Origin of the sequence: Cohnella pontilimi (assembly GCF_005049045.1) — a bacterium.
GTDB classification, from domain to species: Bacteria; Bacillota; Bacilli; order Paenibacillales; family Paenibacillaceae; genus Cohnella; species Cohnella pontilimi.
This window is the reverse complement of sequence record NZ_SUPK01000003.1, coordinates 374,079-399,531: the sequence shown is the minus strand read 5'-3', so window position 1 is coordinate 399,531 and position 25,453 is coordinate 374,079. Positions and strand designations below refer to the sequence as shown.

Genomic DNA, 25,453 nt, shown 5'->3' with positions numbered 1-25,453 from the left:
ATGGCATTGGCTATCCGCTATAAAAAGCTGGTTTTACATGCGTTGATCATCGCCGGGGTCGTCACGATGCTATACCCTGTATTGTGGATGCTCAGCACCTCGTTGAAACCGTCGGATATGATGTTTACCGATTACAGTCTTTGGCCGAAAAAAATTACGTTCGATCACTACATCAACGGGTGGAAGGGAATCTCGCGAATCACCTTTACGACCTTTTACATGAATTCTCTCGTTCTGGTATTCACTGCGATTATCGGGAATATCGTATCTTGTTCGCTTGCGGCTTACGCATTCGGAAGACTGGAATTCAAAGGCAAGAAACTCATGTTCAGCCTGATGCTGATTACGATGATGATTCCCCTGCATGTGCTGGTCATTCCGCAGTACATCATGTTCAATAAGCTCGATTGGATGAACACGATTTTGCCGATTGTGGTGCCTAAGTTTTTCGCGACTGAAGGATTCTTCGTCTTTCTCACCATTCAGTTTATTCGTTCGCTGCCGCGTGAGCTGGATCAGGCGGCGACCGTCGACGGATGCGGTCCGATCCGCATCTATACGAAAGTCATTCTGCCGTTAATCGTGCCGGCCATTGTCACGACGACGATCTTTACTTTCATATGGACATGGAATGATTTCTTCAGCCAGTTGCTCTACTTGACCGGACAGGAGAAGCTTACGGTCACACTTGCGCTCCGGATGTTCCTGGATGCCATGGGCGATTCCGCGCTTGGTTCTTTGTTCGCCATGTCGTTCCTGTCCATCGTACCGGTATTTTTAATGTTCCTTTTCTTTCAGCGTTTCATCGTGGAAGGGATCGCTACTTCCGGAATAAAGTGAAAGCCGGTGGGGGGCCAAGATGGCAATGGGAAAGAAAGCAATCGGTTTTATCGGGCTCGGGGCTATGGGGCTGCCGATGGCCAAAAATTTGCTTCGGAAAGGTTTCGAGCTGCATGTGGCGGTACACAGCAACCCGGGTCCTATTGAAGAACTTAAACAGAGTGGCGCTCATTCACATTCCACACTTTCCGGAGTGGTCGCAGGCTGTGACATCTTAATTACGGTGCTGCCTCAGGATGCCGAAATGGAAAAGGTGCTTCTTTCCCCAGAAGTGTTGGAAGGTCTGCGGCCCGGATGCCTGTTGATCGAAATGACCTCCGGGTCCCCCGGAATGATGAAGAAAATTCATGCCGCCTACCAGAAAAATGGAATCTCCGTGCTGGATGCGCCGGTCAGCGGTGGTACGATGGGAGCTGAGAAGGGCACCTTGACGGTGATGGCCGGCGGGGCACCGGAAGTGCTGGAAAGTTGTCGTCCGGTTCTCGAAGCGATGGCGGAAAAAATATATCGGGTAGGGCCGGTCGGTACAGGCAAAGCGATCAAAGCCATTAACCAGATGCTTGCCGGCGTTCATATGATTGCAGCCGCGGAAGCGGTGGCTTTGGCGGAGAAGTTGGATATTGATTTGGAAATGATGGAGCAAGTCATCGGCAACAGTTCCGGTGCCTCCTGGATGCTGCTGAATAAACTGAACAGCATGTCAAAGCGCGATTTCACCCCGGGGTTTAAACATAGACTGATGAAAAAAGACGTTCAAATCGCGGTAGGAGAAGGATCAGATCTTTCTTTGCCGCTTGCCTCACTCGCATTGCAGCTCTACAAAATGACCGAAAAAGAGTACGGGGATCAGGATTTTTCGGCTATCAGCAAATCCATTCTTACATAAAAAGATGGCGGTGCAGGGATACCCCCCTTACACCGCCATTTTCTTCATTTTTACATGATTTTACTGGTCAAGCGAGCTTCATTTTAGCCGTTTTGCCGGTCTTCACCGGGGTGCAGTCTCTGTTCCGGATGAAGGAGTCATTAAGCAAATAATTTCTTCGAAACAAAGAAGCAGTCCCCTCCGACGGGCGGACTGCTTTTATATTTTTAACGGAATTTCGGCTGGAATAGGTGTTTCAAATGCTCGCTTGCTGGGTAAAAGGTAACTGGATTTTCGATCCATAAGTCCATATTTTCGGTGCAAATAGACTTGATAACCAATTCCAATTGTCGTAAAATCTGCATGAGTATTACTGATTTAACATTTGTAATATAATTTTAAGGAAAAGGGGGGACGCCGGTTCCTGCACCAACTGATCCTGCAGCTTAGATCGTCGATGCTGAAGATTCAGTCACCAGGAAAGCAACGCAAACATTCGGAAAATAGGGGGATTTTCATGGTGAGCCCAAAGAAGTTGAGCTTGACGCTTCTCGCCTCTCTGTTGGTCTTCGTCTTAATTTTATCTGCATGCACAAGCAGCAAAAACAACGACTCGAACTCCTCGCCCACCTCTGAACCATCCAATTCACCTACTTCATCCAGTTCACCCAGCGCATCCGCAACTTCTGATAACAACCTGGCAGCCGATCAAGTTTTCCGGTTGAATCTACATTCCGAACCTCCGACGCTGGACCCGGGGATGGCGCAGGATAACGTATCCGGCACCGTTTTGAACGCCATCATGGAAGGGCTTACAACAGTGGATGAAAACGGGAAAGTCGGTTCGGGGATGGCAAAGGAATGGAAAATATCCGACGACAGCCTGACCTACACCTTTACGCTCCGCGACGACATTAAATGGAACACCGGCGAGCCGGTGACGGCGCACGATTTCGAATTTTCGTGGAAACGTGTCCTGGATCCCGCGAAGCAAACGCCGGCGCCTTACGCGTATCAGCTGTACTATTTGAAGAACGCCGAGGGATATAACACCAAGAAAATTACCGATGTCAATCAAGTGGGCGTAAAAGCCCAAGACGACAAAACCCTTGTCGTCACGTTGGCACAGCCGACGGCATACTTCCTGACTTTATGTTCCTTCTACACCTACTACCCTGTTAATAAAGCCGTCGTGGAGAAGAACCCGGATTTCGATAAAGAAGCAAGCACAATGACGACCAACGGGCCGTTCCTGTTGGCCGAATGGAAGCATAACGAATCGATCACGTTGAAGAGAAACCCGGATTACTACGGGGCCAATGAAGTAAAGTTAAACGAAGTGCGTCTATCCATGGTCAATGACGCGAACACCGAGATCAGTATGTACGATACGAATGAGCTGGATTGGGCCGGCCGCCCGGTGGGAACCATCCCGACCGACATGATTCCTTCGCTTAAGGCCAATCCGGAAGCCAACCTGCAGATCAAAGGCATTGCTTCGACCTACTACTACTTGTTCAATTTGACAAAACCGCCGTTCAACAACAAAAAAATACGTCAAGCGTTCGCAATGGCCGTCAATCGCCAGGCTCTTATCGACAACGTGACGCACGGCGAACAGAAGCCCGCTTTCGGATTCGTGCCCTACGGCATCAACGGCGCCGACAAGCAATTCCGTGAAGAAGTCCAAGATAATTATTTTACGGAAGACCTGGAAAAGGCGAAACAGCTTCTCGCCGAAGGAATGGCGGAAGCGAAGCTCACCAAACTGCCTAAATTCGAATTGATTCATAACGAAAATGAAGGCCACAAGAAAATTGCCACTGCAATCGCCGATATGTGGAAAAAGAACCTCGGCGTCGATGTCACCGTTCAATCCCAGGAATGGGGCGTATTCCTGACGAATCGGACCAACAAAAATTACCAGATCGCCCGTGCAGGATGGGGCGCGGACTATAATGATCCGAATACGTTCCTTGATATGTTCATGACGGGCGGCGGCAACAATGACGCCGGCTACGCGAATCCGGAATACGACAAGCTCATCAAAGAGGCCGGATCGACGATCGACCAGAAAGTGCGGATGCAAGCGCTGGCGAACGCAGAAAAAATGCTCATCGATGATATGGCCATTCTGCCGCTTTATTACTACACCGGAATTTGGATGCAAAAGCCTTACGTAAAAAATGTATTTATCGATTACTCCGGCGAGATTCACTTCAACAAAGGATATATTGAGGCCCATTAAGATTCAGCTGTTTGCGGAGAGCGGGGTATGTATGGGAAACCATATATACCCCGGCTTTTTAATGGCATGCCAGCCCTTACTTTGAGCGCCCGGAGATGATCTGAATGGTACGTTACATAACCGTGAAGCTCCTCTATATGCTATTTACGCTGTTCATTTTGGCTACCGCTACCTTCTTCCTGATGAAAGTCATTCCTGGGAATCCGTTTCTCGGCGAGAAGAAGCTTCCCACTCAAATTTATAACAACATCATGGAAAAGTACGGATTCGATCAGCCTTTGTACAAGCAGTATCTCAAGTATATGAACAATCTGATCCATTTTGATTTGGGCACCTCGATGAAAAGCACGCATCTGACGGTTAATAAAATCATTCACTCCTCGTTCAGCAACTCGGCCAAGCTCGGAATCGCGGCCATCATCGTGTCGATCATCGCGGGCATCGGTCTGGGCATTATATCCGCGTTGTATCACGGGAAAGTCATCGACCATTTTACTTCCATTTTGGCGGTCATCGGCGTCTCGATTCCCAGCTTCGTCATTGGACCGCTGCTGCAGTATTTTTTGGGCGTCAAGCTGGGATGGTTTCACGTGGCGGGGTTGAAGGGGCCGCTCGACTATATCATGCCTACGATCACGCTGTCCGCGCTGCCGATTGCGTTCATTGCCCGGCTTACGAGGTCCAATATGATTGAGGTCATGAACGCCGAATTTATCAAAACCGCCAAATCCAAAGGCTTGGCGAAGTCGTTCATCATCTATCATCATGCGTTGCGCAACGCGATTTTACCGGTCGTCACGTATCTGGGGCCGATGACGGCCAACATCATTACCGGATCCGTCGTCGTAGAAGCGATCTTCGGAATCGCGGGTCTCGGTAAATACTTCATTGACAGCGTTACGAACCGTGATTACACGCTAATTATGGGTGTGACGCTCTTCTATGCGGCGATTTTGATGATTATGCGCTTCTGTACCGATGTCGCTTACGTATTCGTCGATCCCAGAATCAAATTGTCCGGAAGAGAGGGGAATGCCTGATGGCTTCAAACACGCGGGATTCTTTGCAAGCGCATTCTTCTTCTCTGGAGTGGAGGGACGATATTTTCCGGCCCGATGACTTTGAGGATATCGATGTGTACCGTTCGCCCGGTCCGGATTTGCAACGTGAAAGTATTTCGGCATGGAGAGACGCTTGGCTGCGGCTGAAGAGCAACCGGATGGCTATGTTCTGGCTCACCATATTGCTGATCATCGTGATCATGTCCATCGTCGGACCGCTTCTTACACCCTACGATTACTACACCAATGATCTAATGAACACGAATAAGCCACCGTCGGCCGAGCACTGGTTCGGAACGGACGATCTCGGAAGGGATATGTTCGAACGGGTTTGGATGGGTGCGACGATCTCCTTGCGTGTCGGATTGTTTGCGGCGCTGATCGACCTCTTTATCGGCGTCATATACGGCGGCATCATGGGGTACTTCGGCGGGCGCGTAGATGAGATCATGAATCGAGCCGCTGAAATTTTGTACTCCATTCCGCACATTCTCATCATCATTCTTCTCGTCGTGATCATGACGCCTAGTCTGTTCACGATCGTACTGGCTCTCGGTCTTACCGGCTGGGTCAACATGGCCTGGATCGTCAGGGGGCAAATCATGCAGTTGAAAAACATGGATTATGTCATGGCATCCCGCTCCTTGGGCGCCAGTTCCGCGAGGATCATTTTCCGTCATCTCATTCCGAATACGCTCGGGCCGATCTTGGTCACGTTGATGCTTACGGTTCCGTCCGCGATTTTCGCCGAGGCGTTCCTCAGCTTCCTCGGACTTGGCGTTCAGTCGCCCGCCGCTTCCTGGGGGACGATGATTTCGGATGCGCGCAGTGCGATGACCGTATTCCCTTGGCGCCTTTTCTTCCCGGCGGCCTTCATCAGTTTGACAATGCTCGCGTTCAATTTGTTCGGTGACGGACTGCGGGACGCGTTCGATCCCAAGATGAGAAAATAGGTGAAAAACGATGAGTGAAGTGCTGGCATATAAGCCTGTCTTGGAGGTTCGTGATTTAAGGGTTTCGTTCCATGTTCGCGAAGGGGAAGTCCAGGCCGTGAGAGGAGTGGACTTCCATGTGAACCCGGGGGAAGTATTGGGCATCGTCGGCGAGTCCGGTTGCGGCAAAAGCGTAACCGCCCAGACCTTGATGCGCCTCATCCCGTCGCCGCCCAGCCGGATCAAGAGCGGATCGGTCCGTTTTCTCGGCGAAGAAGTGTTGCTCAAATCGGAAAAAGAGATGCAGCAGCTGCGCGGAAGCAAAATGGGGATGATTTTTCAGGACCCGATGACGTCACTGAATCCCACGATGACCGTCGGCAGGCAAATTACCGAAAATCTCAAGAAGCACTTGAAGATGAGCTCGGCAGCGGCCCAAAAAAGAGCCGTCGAAATGTTGAAGCTCGTCGGCATCCCCGGAGCGGAAACCCGGATCCATCAATACCCGCACGAATTTTCCGGCGGGATGCGGCAGCGGGTCATGATTGCCATCGCGCTTTCCTGCGATCCCGCTCTGCTCATTGCGGACGAACCGACCACCGCGCTCGATGTCACCATTCAGGCGCAAATATTGGAAGTGTTGAACGATCTTCGCGGCCGGCTGAATACTTCCATCATTCTCATTACGCATAATCTCGGCATTGTGGCCGGCATTTGCGATCGGGTCGTCGTCATGTACGGGGGGCAGGTCGCCGAGACGGGGACGGTCAAAGAAATTTTCAACCATCCGAAGCACCCGTACACGGAAGGGCTGCTGAAATCACTCCCGCGCCTGGACACGAGCAAGGACGAGCCTTTGATCCCGATTCACGGAGCGCCGCCTGATTTGGTCAATCCGCCGACGGGATGCGCGTTTACGCCCAGATGCCCTTATGCCATGAAGATTTGTCAGCGGCTGGATCCCGGACTCATCGATTGCGGCGGCACACAAGCAGCCCGCTGCTGGCTGAACCACCCGAAGGTGCAGGAGGCGAAAGCATGAGTGTACCGCTGATCGAAGTGAACCATTTGCATAAAGATTTTCATTTGGGCAGAGGAAGAACGCTCAAGGCGGTCCGCGATGTCGGCTTTTCCATCCGCAAAGGGGAAACACTCGGTCTTGTCGGGGAATCCGGCTGCGGCAAATCGACGGTCGGACGAACGCTGCTCCGACTTTACGAGCCGACTGCCGGTGAATTCCTGTTCGAGGGACAAAACGTCTATTCGCTGTCCCGCGCGGAAATGAAAGCGATGCGCCGGGATATGCAAATGATTTTCCAAGACCCCTATGCCTCACTCAATCCGCGTCTCACGATTGGGGACAGCATCGGAGAAGCGTTGGACGTTCATCAGCTGGTCCGAAGCCAGAAGGAGCGCAAAGCCCGGATCGGGGAGCTGCTCGAGCTAGTCCGGCTGCGTGCCGATTATGCCAACCGTTATCCGCACGAATTTTCCGGAGGCCAGCGGCAGCGGATCGGCATCGCCCGGGCGCTGGCGGTGAACCCGAAATTTATCATTTGCGACGAACCGATTTCGGCGCTTGACGTCTCCATTCAGGCTCAGGTCATAAACTTGCTCAAAGACCTGCAGCGCAAAATGGGATTGACCTACTTGTTCATTGCCCATGATTTGTCAGTGGTCAAATATATCAGCGATCGCGTGGCTGTCATGTACCTCGGCAAGCTGGTGGAACTCGCGGACAGCGAGACGCTGTACCGGGATCCGCTGCACCCCTACACGCGCGCGCTTCTCTCCTCCGTTCCGATTCCGGATCCGGATGTCGAGGCGCACAAAGACAAGGTGATCATCAAGGGCGATCTCCCGAGTGCGATCAACCCGCCCAGCGGTTGTCCGTTCCGTACGCGTTGTCCGCTGGCCCAGCAGATTTGCGCGGAAGAGATGCCGCCTTTAGCCGAGCACCGACCGGGCCATTTCGCCGCCTGCCATTTTGCCGGTGCGGATCCGGCTTGACAGTGTAGCTTCCCGTTCAACCGGGAAGCTTTTTTATTTTGGCGGGAGGAAGCCATAGTGACAAAGGTTCCGCTGTAAGATAGTGTGAGTGGCTTAGGGATATACGTGGGTGGGTCGGGTGTCGCTGTAAGATAGTGTGACTGACTTACGGATGTGCGTGGGTGGGTCGGGTGTCGCTGTAAGATAGTGTGACTTACTTACGGATGTGCGTGATCGGGTCGGGTGCCGCTGTAAGATAGTGTGAGTGGCTTAGGGATGTACGTGGGTGGGTCGGGTGTCGCTGTAAGATAGTGTGACTGACTTACGGATGTGCGTGATCGGGTCGGGTTCCGCTGTAAGAAAGTGTGACTGACTTAGGGATGTGAGTGGTTGGGCTGGGTTCCGCTGTAAGATAGTGTGCCTGGCTTAGGGGTGCGCGGGATCGGGTTGGGTGCCGCTGTAGGATACTGTGACTGACTTAGGGATGCGGCGAACAACCGGCACATAGTAGCACGCTGCTACTTATTCGGCCGACTTGGTGGCGAACAACCGGCACGTAGTAGCACGCTGCTACTTATTCGGCCGACTTGGTGGCGAACAACCGGCACATAGTAGCACGCTGCTACTTATTCGGCCGACTTGGTGGCGAACAACCGGCACATAGTAGCACGCTGCTACTTATTCGACCGACTTGGTGGCGAACAACCGGCACAAAGTAGCACGCTGCTACTTATTCCGTCGACCAGGTGGCGAACAACCGGCACATAGTAGCACGCTGCTACTTTCCCCCCTCGACCGAATGGCGAGACTCGAGTGCTAAAAAGCCCCGATATTATGAAAAAATCGGGGCTTTTCCTTATTCTATTAGCAAACGTTTTGGGTAAACTACTAAAGTAAATTTTACAAAAAAATTTTTTACATGGTATAGTAGAGGAAGTGAAGTTGGAGGAGGTGGATGAATGGCTGGGCTCAAAGAGGTGGCAAAGCTTGCGGAAGTCTCCGTTTCCACAGTGTCGAATGTGCTCAACGGGCGGAAAAACGTCGGGCCGGCCACCAGGGAAAAGGTGCTTCGCATTTGCTCCGAACTCGGATACTACCCGACTGGCACGGGTAAAAACGCCAAGTCGGGGCACGCCAACACGGTCGTCTTTATTTTTAGCGACTTCGATCGGGATTTCTATCTCAAAATCATTAAAGGCATCAGTGATTGTTTAACGGAAAATGGGTATGATTTGATTGTCTGCACGAATAAGTCCAGCGCGAATTTTATGCGGGGTAGTTTTGCAAGCGGTACCATCAGCCTGGACGGAAAAATGACGGACGAATTTTTGGTTTCGGTCGCCAATCGTTCCTTCCCGATCGTGCTCATGGACCGGGTGATCGAGAACAAATCGGCCAACACAAAAAGCGTCATCGTCGATAACTATCCCGTCATGTGCGAAATGGTACAGTCCTTGGTGGATAAAGGGTTCAAGCGATTTGGCTTTATCGGGGGGCTGGACTTTACCCTGGACAACAAAGAACGCTTTGCCGCCTTTGTCGACACGCTGGAGAAGAACGACATTGCATTCGACCGACGGTATTATTTTCACGGCAACTACCGGGAAAACAGCGGTTATCAGGCGGCAAAAATTCTCGCCTTGAATAACGTGCTGCCCGAAGTGCTCGTTTGCGCCAACGATAATATGGCGATAGGAGCGATCAAGGCGCTGGAAGAGAGCAATATCCGCGTGCCGGAGGATATTTCGGTCACCGGCTTCGACGATTCCGACGCCGCGGCGATGGCCGGGCTGACGACGATTTCGATTCCGCGTTATGAAAGCGGTTATTTGGCCGCCAAGGAGCTGCTCGAAATGATCAAGGGCACGGCCAACAAAGAACCGTTCAAAATCGGCGCGACGATCAAGTGGAGAAGAACCGTAAAATAATTCAAAACTGAAGTAAATGTTAGTAAAATGTAAGTAAAATTTATCAAACTTTTATCTATTTCGACCTGGATCTGGATTCAAATTCGATTGACAATTCTACTAAAAATCAATATGATAGCTATGTAAACGTTTTACTAAATAGATTTTTCGGGGAGGCCCAACACTTTGAAGAAAGTAAAAAAGGTATTCGGTTTGGTGACGGCGGCGGCGCTGTTCGCGGCGGTCGTAGGCTGCGGAAGCTCCAACAACAGTGACAGCTCGAATTCTCCATCGGCATCCGGTTCCGCTCCGGCATCGGCTTCCGCTTCGGCTCCGGCTGAGAAGCTGAAGAAAATCACGATTTTCCAATCGAAAGTCGAAATTGCCGATTCACTCGAAGCAGCCGCGAAGAAATACACGGAAGAAACCGGAAACGAAGTAGAAGTATGGGGCGCCGCAGGCGACGCCTATATGACGCAGCTGCAAGCGAAGCTGACAAGCAACCAAGGTCCGTCCCTGTTCAGCGTAGGTGCCGGTCCGGAAGCGGACAAGTTCAAATCCTACCTGGCCGACATGAGCAACGAACCTTATGCAGCGAACATCGCTCCGAACATGGAACTGAAAGAAGACGGCAAAACCGTCGGCGTTCCTTACGGTGTAGAAGGATTTGGCATGGTCTACAACAAGAAGCTGGTTGATCAGGCGAATATGAAAGATGCGGACTCTTTCATCAAGACGCTGCAAGATCTGAAAGGCAAAGGCGTAAATCCGTTCAGCCTGTCGCAAGAAGCTTACTTCCTGATCGGGCATATCATTAACGCTCCGTTCGCGGCGCAGCCGGATCCGCAAGCCTTTATCGAGAAGTTGAACAAAGGCGAAGTGAAGATGGCCGACACGAAAGAGTTCCAAGAGTGGGCCAAAATGATGGAAGCCATCAAGGCAACCTCCAAAAACCCGATGGAAGTGAAATACGACACCCAGATGGGCGACTTCGGAACGGGTAAAACGGCGATCGTGAACCAAGGCAACTGGAGCTACGGCATGCTGAAAGATTTCGGCGATATGAGCAACGATGTCGGCATGGCACCGTTCCCGCTTGGCGGCAACGATAAATTGGCTGTAGGCGTAGCGAGCTACTGGGTAATTAACAGCAAAGCGGACGCTGACGAACAGAAAGCCGCAAGTGCGTTCCTGAACTGGCTCCTCACGAGCGAAACCGGTAAAAACACCATCGTCAACGAATGGAAGTTCATTCCGGCTATGACGAACATCGAAGCTGCTGACCTGGATCCGCTGTCCAAAGACGTATTCGAAGCCACGAAGAGCGGTCAAACGGTTCCGTGGGCATTCATTTACTTCCCGCAAGGCATCATCGTCAACGACCTGGCGCCTGCGGCACAAGAGTTTTTCCTCAAGAAAGACATGACGGGCGCGCAATTCCTGCAAAAGCTGGACGCTGCCTGGGCTAAAGCTGCGAAGTAATCTAACGGAATAAGATAAAACGAAAGCCTAACCTCAGACGCATCCGAGCGTTAGGCTTTTCGTCTTTATTTGCCGGCCGGCTACTTTTAAATGTAATCAAGACTTGATTCCCTTTGCAGACACCATGGCCGACAATCCCAAATCGAGGCTTGATTCGATTTAAAATGACTTTACCGGAAAGAAGGTAGTTTTATGAGTAAGAAAAAGGACAAAGCCTGGTTCGCGCTATTTACCGTGCCGCTGCTCTTTGTCTTTACGACCGTAGTCATCATCCCGTTCATCATCGGGATCGTATATTCTTTCGTCAAGTGGGACGGCATTCCGGCAAACCCGAAAGTATTTGTCGGCTTCAACAATTATGTACAGCTGTTCCAAGACGACCGTTTTCTGGCTTCCGCATGGAACACGGTGGAATTTACCGTGATCGCGCTGATCGCCGTCAACCTGCTCGGACTCATTTTGTCGCTGTTCGTGACGTCCAAGCTGAAAGTAAGCAATGCGGCGAGAACGATGTTTTTCATGCCGAACCTGATCGGGGGCTTGATTCTCGGTTACATTTGGCAATTTATCTTCACGGATGCGCTTAGCTATATCGGAGACAAAACCGGACTCCACAGTATTTTCTTCAACTGGCTGCTTAACCCGCAAGCCGCGTTGATGGCCATGGTAATCGTGTTCACCTGGCAAATGGCCGGTTACACGATGATTATTTATATCGCCGGGATCCAGGGCATTCCGGACGAAATGATGGAAGCGGCCAAAGTAGACGGTGCGAATCTGTGGCACAGGCTGACCAAAATCGTTTTCCCGCTCCTCATGCCTTCGTTCACCATCTGCTTGTTCCTGACCCTGTCGGGCGCGTTCAAAATTTTCGACGTCAACCTGTCCTTGACCAAGGGCGGACCGAATAATGCGACTGAAATGTTCGCGATGAACATTTATAACGAAATTTTCGGCTACAGCCATTACGGACTCGGTCAGGCGAAAGCGATCGTGTTCTTCCTTGTCGTGGCGGCGATTACGCTGACGCAGGTCATCATCACGAAGAAAAGAGAGGTGCAAATGTAATGAAGAGATCAGGCAAAATTTTATTCGAAATCCTGCTGGTCATCGTTGCGCTTGCGTTCCTTTCTCCCGTCTATATTATGCTCGTCAACTCCTTCAAAAACCGCGCGGAATTGTATGAGAACGCGTTGGCGCTTCCGTCGTCGTTCAGCTTCAAGTACTATTCCCAGGCGATGGACAAAATGAATTTTCTCACCGCGTTCGGCAACTCTTTGTTCGTAACCATCACTTCTGTGGTGATCGTCGTCCTGCTCGCCTCCATGACGGCATGGATGCTGGTCCGGACGGACAATAAGCTCAGCAAATTTATCTTTTTGACGCTGGTCGCAACGATGCTGATTCCTTTCCAAACGTTGATGATGCCGTTGATGCAGGTCATGGATTGGATCCGTCACAACCTGCACATCCCGATGCTCAATACGCATGGCGGCCTTATTTACATGAATGTAGGATTCCATGCGAGCATGGCGGTATTCTTGTATCACGGTTTCATGAAGTCGATTCCGATCGCGCTCGAGGAGGCTGCAACGCTCGACGGCTGCTCGAAGTTCGGCGTGTTCTGGAGAATTGTGTTCCCGATGCTTACCACGATTACGATTACCATTGCGATTCTGGACGTCATCGCGATGTGGAACGACTACCTGCTGCCGTCGCTGACGCTGGCTGACAAAGGGCTGCGCACGATTCCGTTGTCGACCTTCTACTTCTTCGGGCAATTCACCATTGTGTGGAACCTGGCGATGGCCGGCCTGACGCTGACGATTATCCCGGTTGTCATTTTCTATCTGTTCTCGCAGAAATACATTATTAAAGGGATTGCGGCCGGAGCAGTAAAATGAAAACTATCATGACGAGGTCGGACGACTGCGGTTCCAGCTCGAAATTTAATATTTAAATACCGTCCTATTGAGGAAGCCGCCGGAGTATAGCTCTGGCGGTTTGCTGTTTATTAACAATAACCAAAAGTGGTGTTAAACTGAGAGCATTCAAGCCGTTCGAAGGGAAAAGGGAGGGTGCAGATGGCCAAGTTTCGGGTTGTTGTGCTGGAACAGGAGCCGATGGCCCCGGACCATCCGTTCCGGGAGATGGAGCAAGTGATCCTCACTCCTCATACGGCGTGGTATTCCGAACAGTCCGAGCGGGAATTGAAGCGCAAGGTGGCCCAAAATGCATCGGACGTGTTGACCGGTTACTATCCGCTGTACTTGGTAAATCCCGCCGTCCAACGAGTGGTCGATTTGAAAGTAAAACAAACGGAACAATCGTTATAACAAATATGATTTCATTGACAATTCATCATAACTTTTGTACGATTTGGGGTGAAAACGTTATCAAATGTGACGACCTGCAATCTTATCGACGACGGAGGGTGCGAATATGAAAAAGGACAACTTGAAAGTAGCGGTAATGGGCGGCGGTTCTTCTTATACGCCGGAACTGGTGGAGGGATTTATCAAGAACCACAGCGTGTTTCCCGTTCGTGATTTGTATCTGGTCGATATTGAACCGGGCAGGCAGAAGCTGGAGACGGTCGGGAACCTCGCGAAGCGCATGATCGAAAAAGCCGGCGTACCGATCAACCTGCATCTGACGTTCGACCGCCGTGAAGCGATCGAAGGGGCGGATTTCATCACGACCCAGATGCGGATCGGCATGCTGGACGCCCGTTCGCGCGACGAGAAAATTCCGCTCAAGTACGGCTTGATCGGTCAGGAAACGACGGGCGCGGGAGGTTTTGCCAAAGCGCTTCGAACGGTTCCGGTCGTTCTGGATATCGCGAAGGATATAAAGGAGCTCGCGCCGGACGCCTTCATGATCAACTTTACGAATCCGGCCGGCATCGTCACCGAAGCGGTCCTTAAATATTCCGGCATCCGCACCATGGGACTTTGCAACCTGCCCATCGGCACCCGCATGCAAATCGCCAAGCTGTGCGAAGTGGATGTATCCAAAGTCGATATCGAAATGTTCGGCATCAACCATCTCAACTGGACGACGCGCATCGTGGTCGACGGTGTGGATATTACGAGCAACGTGCTGAACAAGGCGGCCGGGGCGAGCGGACTCACCATGAAAAATATCCCCGACTTCGGCTGGGACGCGGAGTTTTTGCAATCCGTCGGCGCTCTCCCTTGCGGCTATCATCGTTACTACTATATGAAAGACAAAGCTTTCGAAGATATGAACAAAAAGTTCCTCGAAAAAGGCACCACCCGTGCGGACGATGTGAAGAAAGTGGAGGCCGAGCTGTTCGAGCTGTATAAAGACCCGAATCTCGCGATCAAACCGCCGCAATTGGAACAGCGGGGCGGCGCGTATTACTCCGAAGCCGCCGTGAACCTGATCAAGTCGATTTACAACAACACCCGGGACATCCAAACCGTCAATGTGCGCAACAACGGCATCATCCCGTTCCTTCCGGACGATGTCTCGGTTGAGGTGAACTGCGTCATCGATTCTCAAGGCGCGCATCCGGTGCAAATCGCGTCGCCGATTTCCCCGCAAATTCGCGGCCTGCTGCAAGTGGTAAAAGCTTATGAAGAGCTCGCGGTGAAAGCCGCGGCGGAAGGCGATTACTTGGCAGGGCTGCAGGCGCTGACCATCCATCCGCTTGTCGGCACCGCGGAGTTGGCCAAAAAACTGCTGGACGAAATCATTTCGGCCAATAAAGAGTACCTGCCCCAATTTAAGTAAGCTGTTATACTCGCAGAGGTACGGGGGGAAGGGAAAACATGGTGAAGCTGGTTGCACTTGATATTGATGGCACCTTGTTGAACCGAAACGGGCAAATCAGCGGCCGCACTTTGCGTGCGGTCGCCGGGTTGAGACGGGCCGGCGTGGAGTTCACCCTCTGCACCGGCCGAAATCTTCCTCTCGTTCGGGAGTTCGCACAGTCTATGGCGATCACGCTGCCGATCGCGATTTGCAACGGCGGGGAAGTCCGCGGGGTGAACGGCGAAGTGCTCGAACGCCGCTCGATCCCGATCGAGCTTGCGAAGGAAGCTTACAGGATTTTGGTGAAGCACGAGGCCTTGTTCGATATTTATTGGAACGACCGGATTCTGATCGAGAGCAAACCTAAGCATCTGCAGCGCTTGATCGACTATTACCGCGCAATTAAAAATATAGATAACGAATACGAGGCGCTGCTGGAGCAAGAGATCGAGGCGCCTTACATGTTCGAGACGCATGATATCTCCGCTTGGATGGACAGCGGTGAGCCTGCGGCCATCGAGAAGTTTTTCGTGATGGAGCACCGGCCGGAACGGCTTGAAGCGATGTACGACGAGTTGAAAAAAGTTCCGGGTCTTAACGTATTCACTTCTCACCATACGACGTTGGAAATTAACCATGTGACCGCAGACAAGGGGGCCGGACTGGCCCGGATCGCGGAAGCATATGGAGTTGCCGCGGAGGAAGTGGCAGCCATTGGCGACGGGATGAACGATGTTCCCATGTTCGCGTACGCGGGGATTTCCGTGGCCATGGGCAACGCTTCGGACGAGGTCAAGCGGCATGCCCGCTTTGTCACCGGCACGAATGCGGAGGACGGACTGGCTCAAACTTTGGAGCAGTGGCTTTGATAAGAGGCTTTCGCCGAAAGGAGCCTGCGATTTATGGAGACGATTACGATTCGGCCTGCGGTATCCCGGGAGGAAGTCGAACAAGCCTACGATATTTGGGGTTCGGTATTCCCGGAAGACCGCACTTTTTTTCAGGAACGGCTGGACTTTGACGCGGACTATGAGCTCGATACGACTTGGCTGGCGTTTGTGAACGGCCAGCTTGCGGCCGCTACGCAAATTTTCCCTTACCGGATGCGCTGGGGATCGGTGCAGCTCAAGGTCGGCGGTATCGGCAACGTGGCGACTTTGCCCGAGTTTCGTCGGCGCGGGTTGGCACAAAGGCTGCTGGGCGGGCAATGCGGCTATATGAGAACAAGAGGTTACGATCTTTCGCTGCTCATGACGGGCATCAACCCGTTCTACGAGCAGCTCGGCTGGAGGACGGTCACGGACCGGCAGTGGACGGCGGACATCGCAGCGCTCAGAAATCCGGATGCCGCGTCCTCCTTCCGGATCCGCCGTTACACGGAATCGGATCTTGAGCAAGTGAGCCGGATGTATGAGGAGCAGGATCCCGAAACCGTCGCTCCCCGCATTCGGTCGAAGGCGTATTGGAAAGGCCAGACGCGGTGGAAAGCCGTCCGCCCGGAACACTTTCTTGTGGCGGAATCCGATGGAGGCGTCGTGGCCTATTTGCGTTACCGGGTAACGAAAGACCGGCAATTCCACCTGATGGATTGTGCCTACATGCCCGGGCAGGATCAGGCGGCGGTCGGTCTGCTCCGTCACGCGGTGACTGTGGAGCGGGAGGCCGAAGTACTCAAAGCGACACTGCCTGCCGGTCACGCGCTGCAAAGCTGGCTTCAGCGGCACGGCGCCGGTATCGAAGACGATTCGTATAAAATGTGGCGCCCGTTCGATTTGGCCGTCACCTTGCGGAAGATGACCCCCGAGCTGGAGCACAGAATCCGGCAAGCGGACGGTCTCCCGGACGGATCGATCCTGCTCTCGGTCGAGGGCGAAGAAGCGCTGATCACCATTCGAAACGGTACGGTCGACGTGACGCCGGTTGGAGAAAGCGTCACCTACCAGGCGGCTGTCGAGTTGACGGTGCAGGAGTGGCTCGTTCTGCTGCTGAAAGGAGACCTGGCGGGGGACTTGCAAGGAAGGGCGGGCGCGGAATGGCTGCGGGCGCTTTTCCCTGCGCGGCCTTACGTATTCTGGCCTGTCGATCATTTCTAAGAGAAAGGGGCGACATCATGCCGGACACTCCTTATCTTCTCATTGATTTGCACAAAACCGGCGCGAATATCGAGGCGATGGCGCAAACAGCCAAAGCCTGCGGCGTGAAGCTGCGTCCTCATGCGAAGACGCACAAGCTGCCTTCCATGGCCAAGCGGCAGCTGGAAGCGGGCGCATCGGGCATCACCGTGGCGAAGCTCTCGGAAGCGGAAGTGATGGCCGCAGCGGGAATCGACGATATCTTCATCGCTTATCCGATCGTGACGGCGAGCAAAGCGGAAAGAGCGGCGAAGCTGAGCGGCACGATCCGGCTGATCGTCGGAGCGGACAGTTATGAAGGCTCTCTCATCCTTTCGGAAGCCGCCGGCCGTGCGGGGCAAACTCTCCAGGTGAGACTGGAAATCGACACCGGCTTCAAGCGGACAGGCGTTCCTTACGAAGACGCGGTTGCGTTGGCCCAACGCATTCATGCGCTGCCCCATTTGAACTTAACCGGCATCTATACGTTCCGCGGAGCGTCGATCGGCGGCAAACCGACCTTGGATCTCGAGCGGGCGGGCCTCGAAGAAGGAGAGCTGATGGTGAAGCTCGCGGAGCGGCTGAGAGCCGAAGGCCTCCCGATCGTCGACGTCAGTGTCGGTTCGACGCCGACCGGCGCATTCGCGGCGAGGGTTCCAGGCGTCACGGAAATACGGCCGGGCACGTATGTGTACCAGGACCGGATGCAGGCCAAGCTCGGCGTCTGCACGCTCGCCGATTGCGCAGCCGTCGTCGTCACGACGGTCGTGAGCCGGCCATCGCCGGATTATTGCGTCGTGGACGGGGGGAGCAAAACGTTCGCGACGGATGTGCAGCCGGGTACCGAGCCCTTGCAGCTTCAGGGCTTCGGCCATATCGTCGAATTCCCCGGCGCTGTTTTGGAGCGCATGTCCGAGGAGCACGGCATCATCCGCCTGGATCCGGAATGTCCGGCAAAGGTCGGCGATCGGCTTCACATCATTCCGAATCACATCTGCAGCACCGTAAACTTGCACAACTATGTCTATCTCGCCGATGGGGAACGGATCGAGCAAGTGCCCGTTTCGGCCAGAGGCAGGCTGGAATAGCGTCGGGAGGGGTTCATTTTGTCCAAAGTGGAAGCACGCCTGCAAGAGCTGGGCATTACGCTGCCGGAGGTGGGAGAACCGAAATTTTCGTACATTCCTTGTAACCGGACCGGAAATTTGCTCTACTTGTCGGGGCAGGATTGCCGGATTGACGGAAAATTGATGTACGAAGGAAAGCTCGGCCGCGAGCTCACGATCGAACAAGGACAAGAAGCGGCAAGGCAAGTCATCATCAACTGCTTGGCCGTGATGAAGTGGTACTTGAAAGATTTGGACCGTGTCGTGAAAATCGTCAAAATGCTCGGTTTCGTGAACAGTGCGCCCGGCTTCGCCGACCAGCCGTATGTCATGAACGGTGCGTCCGATTTGCTGATTCAGGTGTTCGGAGAGAGCGGCAAGCACGCGAGGTCCGCCATCTCCGCGAACGAACTCCCGTTCCATACGCCCGTTGAAATCGAACTCATCGTGGAAATCCGGGATTGATCCCGGACACCGCATTCACACAAGGAGAGATCAAAGTGTCGAATCCGAAATCTCTGAAAATCGTGCTGATCGGAGCGGGGAGCGTCTCCTTCGCGCCGACGATGATCCGCGACATTTTCCTGAACGACCGCATTAACAGCGTGCAGCTGAATCTGTGCCTGATGGACCTGTCCGAAACCGCGCTGAAGGCGAGTGAGGGATATGCGAAAGCGGTCGCCGACAAGCTGGGCAGAAGCCCGTCGATCCGCTCGACCACCGATCTGGCCGCCTCTCTCGAAGGTGCGGATTTCGTAATCACGGCCATCGAGAAAAACCGTTATTACTATTGGTCGCAGGATTTTCACGTGCCGCGCAAATACGGATTCAAGCAAATCTACGGCGAGAATGGCGGTCCGGGCGGCATGTTCCACACACTGCGCAACCTGCCACCGATGCTGGAGATCGCCCATGCGATGGAGCGGATTTGTCCGGACGCCTGGCTGATCAACTTCACGAACCCGGAAGCGAAAATTATCGAAGCGATCTCCAAGCTCACCAAGATCAAATGTGTCGGCTTGTGCCACGGCATCGGCATGGGCTTGGAACAGCTATCGCAAATGCTTGAAATTCCCGAGGAAGAGCTGGAGACGGTCGCTTGCGGGCTAAACCATTTCGCCTGGTTTCAGAGCATCAAGCACAAAAAAACCGGCGAGGATCTCTACCCGCTGCTGAAGCGCAAAGAGCGGGAAATTCCGTGGCTGGCGCTGTGGGACGAAATCGGCATTTCCCGCATTATGCTGCGCACCTATGGGTTGTATCCGTACCCCGGGACCAATCATATCGGCGAGTACGTACGCTGGAGCGAAGAATATCTCGCCTCTACCCGGATGCAGTATTTCTACGATCCGGCAACCGAAAATCCGTGGAAAAGCGGCAGCATTCCGGATTTCGTGTATTCTATCGGCCATATGGAGCCCAAACCGCTGTTCGGTGAAGAGAAAGCCGCCAATCCGATGGAGAACAGCTTCCGTCTCACCGACGGCGAGCTGCAGGCTTCGCACGAACAAGCGGTGCCGATCATCGAGTCGATTGCGTTCGGAGTCACGAATGAGAACCTGACCGTCAATACGCCGAACCGGGGCAAAATCCCGGATTTGCCGCACGACATGGTCGTGGAAGTGCCGGCTTATGCGGACGGAGAAGGCATCCATCCGTTGCAAATGGAAGCTCTCCCGACCGCGATCACGGAAATGATTCGGGTGCAGGGAGCCATTCACAAGCTGGTGATCGAGGCGTACGTGGAGCAGTCCCGCAACAAGCTCCTTCAGGCGCTTTTGCTGGATCCGACGATTTCCACCTATAACAACGCGGTAGCGCTCATCAACGAAATGTGCGAGATTCAAAAAGAAATTTTGCCGCCACTGCATTGGTAAAGGAAGCGGGAAGGAGGCGATACCCGTCATGAACATTCAACTGGGTGAGGACTATGAGGACATGTCGCGCCAAACGGCGGAGTTCATCGCGGCATACGTGCGGCGCAAGCCGGACGCCGTGCTTTGTTTTCCCGCCGGGGATACGCCGGTCGGCACGTTTCGGCGGCTGATCGAGCTGAGCCGCGAGAGACAGGTGGACTTTAGCCGCAGCAAGTGGGTCGGGTTGGACGAGTGGGCAGGAATGGGCAGGTTGGACGACGGCAGCTGCCAAGGATTTATGTACGACAATCTTTTTACGCCGCTTGCCATTTTGGAGGAGAATATCTTTTTTTTCGACGCTTGCGCGCCGGATCTGGCACGGGAATGCGTGAGGATGGATGAGACCGTATCGCGGCTGGGCGGGATCGATTTGATGTTTGTCGGGATCGGCATGAACGGTCACATCGGCTTGAATGAGCCCGGAACGAACATCGACTCCTATTCGCACGTCGTCGAGCTCGATTCTGTCACCCGGACGGTCGGGCAAAAATATTTCAGCCGGGAGATCAAGCTGGAGCAAGGCATCACGCTCGGCATGCGGCATTTGATGGAGGCCGAAACCGCCCTCCTGGCCGTGAGCGGCAGCAAAAAAGCCGGAATCGTCCGGCAGGCGCTGGAAGGACCGGTGTCGGAGAAAGTACCGGGGAGTTATTTGCAGAAACACCGGAACAGCCATGTCTTTCTCGACCGCGAAGCGGCTTCGGAGCTGGACATTATTCTTCCGGGCGATACTGCCGTTCAATGATGAAGTTGGAAGTGTCGCTGCGAAAATATCCCGTGCTGTATTCGACCGGTGTATCCGGTTCGACATAAGAGATCGTTTTGATCAGAAAAACGGGGGTGCCGGGTTCGATTTTGAGCAGTTCGGCGACCTCGGGCTCCACAACGACAGGCTCCAGCGTCTCGACGGAGCGGTTAATGTGAACGCCGTATTTTTCCCGCAGCAGCTTGAACAACGAGCCTGTCAGGTCGTCGGATGCGAGTCCGGGCGCTGTCTGCCATGGAATATAAGAGACCTCATAGGACACGGGCTCGTCGTCCGCTATCCGCAGACGGGCAACCTTGGTGACGGGCGACTGGGCCGGAATATTCAGCAGCTCATCGAACGGGGAAGCGGCCGGAATGACGGCCGTTTCCAGCACCCGGCTTTCCGCGCGGCGTCCCAGATCGTGCATATGTTCGGGAAAGCTGCTGATCGGGGCCCACGTATGGTGGGGAATTTTGCCTTTCACCACGAACGTGCCCTTCCCCTGAATCTTCTTGATTCTTCCTTCCAAATCCAGCTGCTGGAGAGCCAGGCGGATCGTGGTGCGACTGACGTTATAAATCTCGCAAAATTCAAGCTCGGTGGGCAGCTTGTCTCCGACTTTATAGACGCCCGATCGAATGTCGTCCAGCAGCTTTCGTTTCACTTGCTTGTATAGGGATGCGTTTTTTTCTTCCGACATGTCAGCAACTCCCGAAGTAATAGAGTATAGTAAACACGTTATTTTAGTAGTTCTATTGTACAATAAGTGAAACATAAAGCAATACAAGACAAAATGCAAGCGCAATCATTACGATCAATCTAGGCTGCTTCCGGGCAATGGTTATAACAAATTGATGAACCCTATCGATCGGAGGACGATGAGGATGAAGCTTTCCATTGGGGGATTTTCATTTTTCAACACGCTGCTGGAAGGAAAAATGGACATTTTCGGCTATTTGGAGACGGTGAAATATCGTTACCGCCTGGACGCCGTAGATTTGTGGAACGGCTTGTACGGGACGGCGGACGACCAAGACGGGCTGCTGCGGATCTGGGACGAAGACCGCATTCGCAAAATCCGGGATGCGCTCGATGAACGGCAGTTGAACGTGGCGAATATCGCTATCGACGGGGCGCATTTGATCGACAAAGATCCGGTGAGGCGCGAGAAGTTATATCACAACGCATTGGCGAATTTGCGGGCGTCCGAGATATTAGGGGCTAAAACGGTTCGTATCGACTTTTGCTCAAGCGATACTGAAGAGATAGGCGAACAAGATTTCGATTACATCGTGCATCGTTACCGGGAATTCTGCGAAAGGGCAGCCCAGCACGGCTATAAGATCGGGCCGGAGAACCATATGGGCGCAGCGCTGAATCCCCACCTTCACAGACGAATCGCCGAGGCGGTGGACCATCCGAATTACGGCATTTTGCTGCACTTGAAACGATGGAAACCGGAATATCCGGACGGGGACGCCGTGGTGGCTCCGTGGGTCGTACATACGCATGTGGATGCGAAAACCGCGGTGTCCGAAGAAGTACATTCTTCGATCGAAGCATTGCGGAAATCCGGTTTCGACGGTTACTGGGCGGTCGAGTACAACGCGGCGGTGAACCAGTATACGGAGATCGAATGGCTGCTGGCCACGGTCAAAAAATTACTCGGCAGCACGGCGAAAGCCTGAAAGGAGCCGTCCATGGAAAAGGTAAGAATCGGCATTATCGGAGTCGGTCAGATCGGCAAAATGCATTTGCAGCAATACGCTGCGATTCCGGGCGCGGAAGTCGTGGCGGTATGCGACATCAACGAGGCGGAAGCTCGCCGGGCAGCGGAGCAGTATCAGATTCCGAATGTGTATACCGACTACAGAGAAATGCTGAAGCGCGACGATCTCGTGGCCGTTGATGTTTGTTTGCACAATAACTATCACGCCGGGGCGACGATCGCGGCTTTCGAAGCTGGCAAGCACGTCTATTGCGAGAAACCGATCGCAGGCTCGTACCGCGACGGCGAAGCGATGGTGGAGGCGGCCAAGCGGACCGGCAAAATGCTGCATATCCAGCTGGGCACGCTGTACCGCAACGAGACGAAGGCAGCCAAAGCACTCATTGACGACGGCAAGCTGGGGAAGCTGTATCACGCCAGATCGACCGGGTTCCGCAGGCGCGGACGTCCTTTCGTCGACGGATACGGTACGAAATTTTTTACCCGGAAGGAGTTCGCTTCCGGCGGCGCCTTGTACGACATGGGCGTCTATCACATCGCCCAAATGCTCTATTTGCTCGGCATGCCCAAGGTGACGCGGATTACAGGCAAGACCTATCAGGAAATGGATATGGACGCGGGGCGCAGGGAGGAAAGCGGCTTTGACGTGGAGGAGCTGGGACTCGGATTTGTCCGGTTCGAAGGCGGCGCCACCCTGGACATTATCGAAGCCTGGTCCGTGCATCTCGGCGGGTTCGAAGGTCCCAGCATCATCGGAACGGAGGGCGGCCTGCGGCTTCCTGCCTTCGCGGATTATCAGGGCAAGATGCCCTTCACGTTTCACACCACGGTGTCCGATATGGACTTGGACAGCACGGTGGACATGAACGCAATGAACTTCCGCTGGCACAGCCTGCGGGACAACGAGGATGCCTACGATTCGTCCCAAGCCCATTGGATCTCCGTGCTGCAAGGCCAGGTCCCTCTCCTGCCAACCGCCGAAATTGCGCTCAGCACGATGCTGATCAGCGAAGGGATTTATTTGTCCGACCGTCTTGATCGGGAAGTGACGGCTGAGGAAGTGCGGGAGCATTCTGTGAGTACGGCCGTGAAGGGGAACTGATCGGATGAACTTCGACTCATTGTTTAATCCGTACCCGTCCCAACGAATGACCACATACGGCCGTAAAGGGATGGTGGCAACCGCTCAGCCGCTTGCGGCCCAGGCCGGATTAGAGATCCTAAGGAGAGGCGGCAACGCGATCGACGCCGCCATCGCCGCGGCTGCCTGCTTAACTGTGGTGGAGCCTAACTCGAATAGCCTTGGCGGGGACAGTTTTGCCTTAGTATGGTCGGAAGGAAAGCTGCACGGGTTGAACGCAAGCGGTGCCGCCCCGGCTGCCATAACGCCGGACAAGGTCAAGGCATTGGGCCACGACTGGATTCCGACTTACGGTGTGCTCCCGGTCACTGTGCCGGGAACGCCGGGAGCATGGGCCGCTTTATCGGAACGGTTCGGCCGCCTGCCGCTGACGGAAGTTCTTCAGCCGGCGATCGATTATGCGGAGAACGGATTCCCTGTTTCTCCGACAATCGCGCGATATTGGCAGGATGGCTTCGAGAATATTCGCCGACAGGGGAGCGAACTGTTCCGGCCTTGGCTGGACACGTTCGCTCCGAACGGTCGCGCTCCGCACGCTGGGGAAATGTGGAACTCCAAGGACCACGCCCGCACGCTTCGTTCCATCGCGGAGACGAAGGCGGAATCGTTCTACCGAGGCGAGTTGGCCGAGAAGATTGACGCCCACTTTTGGGCCAACGGCGGCTTCCTCCGCAAGGAAGATTTGGCGGCTTTTCATCCGGAGTGGGTGGATCCGATTCATGTGTCCTACCGGGGATACGAAGTTTGGGAAATTCCGCCGAACGGCCAAGGCTTGATTGCGCTGCTCGCGCTGAATATTTTGAACGGCTTCGAGTTTCCCTCGAAGGATCTTGTCGATACCTACCACAAACAAATTGAGGCGGTGAAGCTGGCGTTCGCGGACGGCTTGAAGTATATTACCGACCCTGCCAAGATGAACGTGACGGTGGACGAACTCCTTTCGCCGGCTTATGCGGCCGCGAGAAGATCGCTCATCGGAGAGCGGGCGCTGCTGCCGATGGCCGGAGAACCGCCGAGAGGCGGGACGTTCTATTTGGCTGCGGCGGACGGAGATGGAAATATGGTGTCGTTCATCCAAAGTCACGCCGGCGATTTCGGAGCGGGCGTCGTCATTCCGGGGACCGGGATCTGCATGCAAAACAGGGGAACCGGGTTTTCCTTGGATCCGGAGCATGCGAACGTGCTGGAACCGGGGAAGAAAACCTTTCACACGATCATCCCCGGATTCCTCACTCGCGGAGGCGTACCGGTCGGGCCTTTCGGCGTCATGTGCGGATCGATTCAACCGCAGGCGCACGTGCAAGTCGTCATGAACACCGTAGATTTCGGCCTCAATCCGCAGGCGGCGCTGGATGCGCCGAGATGGAGATGGGTGAAAGACCAAATCATCGAGGTGGAGCCGCAATTCCCCGATCATTTGGCGCAGGCGCTGGCCCGCAAAGGACATGTCGTGCAGCGCGCCTTGGATTGGACGATGTTCGGCCGCGGGCAGATCATTTGGAGAGACAGAAGCGGAGTTTTGGCGGGAGGCACGGAACCTCGGGCGGACGGCGCGGTTGCGGCTTGGTAAAGCTCCGGGAGACGGCATATGGACAGAG

General features: G+C 53.9%; 23 protein-coding genes. 22 read left to right on the top strand and 1 reads right to left on the bottom strand.

Annotation, left to right across the window (positions count from 1 at the left end; translation table 11 throughout):
- The 19 genes from E5161_RS08655 to E5161_RS08565 all read left to right on the top strand — a co-directional run bounded on the left by E5161_RS08655 (nt 1) and on the right by E5161_RS08565 (nt 20,982).
- Nucleotides 1–840, top strand: a complete 840-nt coding sequence (locus tag E5161_RS08655) for a carbohydrate ABC transporter permease (RefSeq protein ID WP_136777315.1) — start codon at nt 1–3, stop codon at nt 838–840.
- 25 nt (nt 841–865) lie between these two features.
- Entirely contained in the window at nt 866–1,726 is an 861-nt protein-coding gene (locus E5161_RS08650) for an NAD(P)-dependent oxidoreductase (protein ID WP_136777314.1), read from the top strand.
- 496 nt (nt 1,727–2,222) lie between these two features.
- Nucleotides 2,223–3,953 carry a peptide ABC transporter substrate-binding protein gene (locus E5161_RS08645; protein ID WP_136777313.1) on the top strand — a complete coding sequence of 577 codons (1,731 nt, stop codon included), beginning with the start codon at nt 2,223–2,225 and terminating at the stop codon, nt 3,951–3,953.
- A 104-nt stretch (nt 3,954–4,057) separates the two neighbouring features.
- Nucleotides 4,058–4,993: an ABC transporter permease gene (locus tag E5161_RS08640; RefSeq protein WP_136777312.1), complete on the top strand. Its 936-nt coding sequence runs from the start codon at nt 4,058–4,060 to the stop codon at nt 4,991–4,993.
- Complete coding sequence (locus E5161_RS08635) at nt 4,993–5,967, top strand: ABC transporter permease (RefSeq protein WP_136777311.1); 975 nt, start codon at nt 4,993–4,995, stop codon at nt 5,965–5,967. Before E5161_RS08640 ends, E5161_RS08635 begins: the two co-directional genes overlap by 1 nt.
- 10 nt (nt 5,968–5,977) lie before the next feature.
- A complete protein-coding gene (locus E5161_RS08630; protein ID WP_136777310.1) occupies nt 5,978–6,988 on the top strand; it encodes an ABC transporter ATP-binding protein in 1,011 nt (336 codons plus the stop codon).
- Nucleotides 6,985–7,956 (top strand): ABC transporter ATP-binding protein, encoded by a 972-nt coding sequence (locus tag E5161_RS08625; protein ID WP_136777309.1) that lies wholly within the window; start codon nt 6,985–6,987, stop codon nt 7,954–7,956. Before E5161_RS08630 ends, E5161_RS08625 begins: the two co-directional genes overlap by 4 nt.
- Nucleotides 7,957–8,894: 938 nt before the next feature.
- Nucleotides 8,895–9,863, top strand: a complete 969-nt coding sequence (locus tag E5161_RS08620) for a LacI family DNA-binding transcriptional regulator (RefSeq protein ID WP_136777308.1) — start codon at nt 8,895–8,897, stop codon at nt 9,861–9,863.
- Nucleotides 9,864–10,028: 165 nt separating this feature from the next.
- Nucleotides 10,029–11,324: an ABC transporter substrate-binding protein gene (locus tag E5161_RS08615; RefSeq protein ID WP_136777307.1), complete on the top strand. Its 1,296-nt coding sequence runs from the start codon at nt 10,029–10,031 to the stop codon at nt 11,322–11,324.
- A 192-nt stretch (nt 11,325–11,516) separates the two neighbouring features.
- On the top strand, nt 11,517–12,392 hold the full coding sequence (locus tag E5161_RS08610) for a carbohydrate ABC transporter permease (protein ID WP_136777306.1): 876 nt from the start codon (nt 11,517–11,519) through the stop codon (nt 12,390–12,392).
- On the top strand, nt 12,392–13,228 hold the full coding sequence (locus E5161_RS08605; protein ID WP_136777305.1) for a carbohydrate ABC transporter permease: 837 nt from the start codon (nt 12,392–12,394) through the stop codon (nt 13,226–13,228). Before E5161_RS08610 ends, E5161_RS08605 begins: the two co-directional genes overlap by 1 nt.
- 180 nt (nt 13,229–13,408) lie before the next feature.
- Nucleotides 13,409–13,660, top strand: coding sequence for a hypothetical protein (locus tag E5161_RS08600; RefSeq protein ID WP_136777304.1), 252 nt, complete (start codon nt 13,409–13,411; stop codon nt 13,658–13,660).
- 106 nt (nt 13,661–13,766) lie between these two features.
- Nucleotides 13,767–15,083, top strand: coding sequence for a 6-phospho-beta-glucosidase (locus tag E5161_RS08595; protein ID WP_136777303.1), 1,317 nt, complete (start codon nt 13,767–13,769; stop codon nt 15,081–15,083).
- Nucleotides 15,084–15,121: 38 nt separating this feature from the next.
- A complete protein-coding gene (locus E5161_RS08590) occupies nt 15,122–15,973 on the top strand; it encodes a Cof-type HAD-IIB family hydrolase (protein WP_136777302.1) in 852 nt (283 codons plus the stop codon).
- A 33-nt stretch (nt 15,974–16,006) separates the two neighbouring features.
- Nucleotides 16,007–17,197: a GNAT family N-acetyltransferase gene (locus E5161_RS08585; RefSeq protein ID WP_136777301.1), complete on the top strand. Its 1,191-nt coding sequence runs from the start codon at nt 16,007–16,009 to the stop codon at nt 17,195–17,197.
- A 17-nt stretch (nt 17,198–17,214) separates the two neighbouring features.
- Nucleotides 17,215–18,303 (top strand): alanine racemase, encoded by a 1,089-nt coding sequence (locus E5161_RS08580; RefSeq protein ID WP_136777300.1) that lies wholly within the window; start codon nt 17,215–17,217, stop codon nt 18,301–18,303.
- Nucleotides 18,304–18,321: 18 nt separating this feature from the next.
- Nucleotides 18,322–18,786 carry a RidA family protein gene (locus tag E5161_RS08575; protein WP_136777299.1) on the top strand — a complete coding sequence of 155 codons (465 nt, stop codon included), beginning with the start codon at nt 18,322–18,324 and terminating at the stop codon, nt 18,784–18,786.
- Between the two features lie 35 nt (nt 18,787–18,821).
- A complete protein-coding gene (locus tag E5161_RS08570) occupies nt 18,822–20,198 on the top strand; it encodes a family 4 glycosyl hydrolase (protein WP_246042148.1) in 1,377 nt (458 codons plus the stop codon).
- 28 nt (nt 20,199–20,226) lie between these two features.
- Nucleotides 20,227–20,982 carry a glucosamine-6-phosphate deaminase gene (locus E5161_RS08565; RefSeq protein WP_136777298.1) on the top strand — a complete coding sequence of 252 codons (756 nt, stop codon included), beginning with the start codon at nt 20,227–20,229 and terminating at the stop codon, nt 20,980–20,982.
- On the opposite strand, the gene E5161_RS08560 is transcribed toward E5161_RS08565, so the two are convergent.
- Nucleotides 20,951–21,685, bottom strand: coding sequence for a GntR family transcriptional regulator (locus E5161_RS08560; RefSeq protein WP_136777297.1), 735 nt, complete (start codon nt 21,683–21,685; stop codon nt 20,951–20,953). The genes E5161_RS08565 and E5161_RS08560 overlap by 32 nt on opposite strands.
- Nucleotides 21,686–21,869: 184 nt before the next feature.
- On the opposite strand from E5161_RS08560, the gene E5161_RS08555 reads away from it, so the two are divergent.
- The 3 genes from E5161_RS08555 to E5161_RS08545 are packed head-to-tail and all read left to right on the top strand — an operon-like array spanning nt 21,870 to nt 25,425.
- Nucleotides 21,870–22,673, top strand: coding sequence for a sugar phosphate isomerase/epimerase family protein (locus E5161_RS08555; protein ID WP_136777296.1), 804 nt, complete (start codon nt 21,870–21,872; stop codon nt 22,671–22,673).
- Nucleotides 22,674–22,685: 12 nt separating this feature from the next.
- The gene (locus E5161_RS08550; protein ID WP_136777295.1) at nt 22,686–23,816 is read left to right on the top strand and encodes a Gfo/Idh/MocA family protein; all 1,131 of its coding nucleotides are present in this window, start codon (nt 22,686–22,688) and stop codon (nt 23,814–23,816) included.
- 4 nt (nt 23,817–23,820) lie between these two features.
- Entirely contained in the window at nt 23,821–25,425 is a 1,605-nt protein-coding gene (locus E5161_RS08545; RefSeq protein ID WP_136777294.1) for a gamma-glutamyltransferase family protein, read from the top strand.
- Nucleotides 25,426–25,453: the final 28 nt, after the last annotated feature.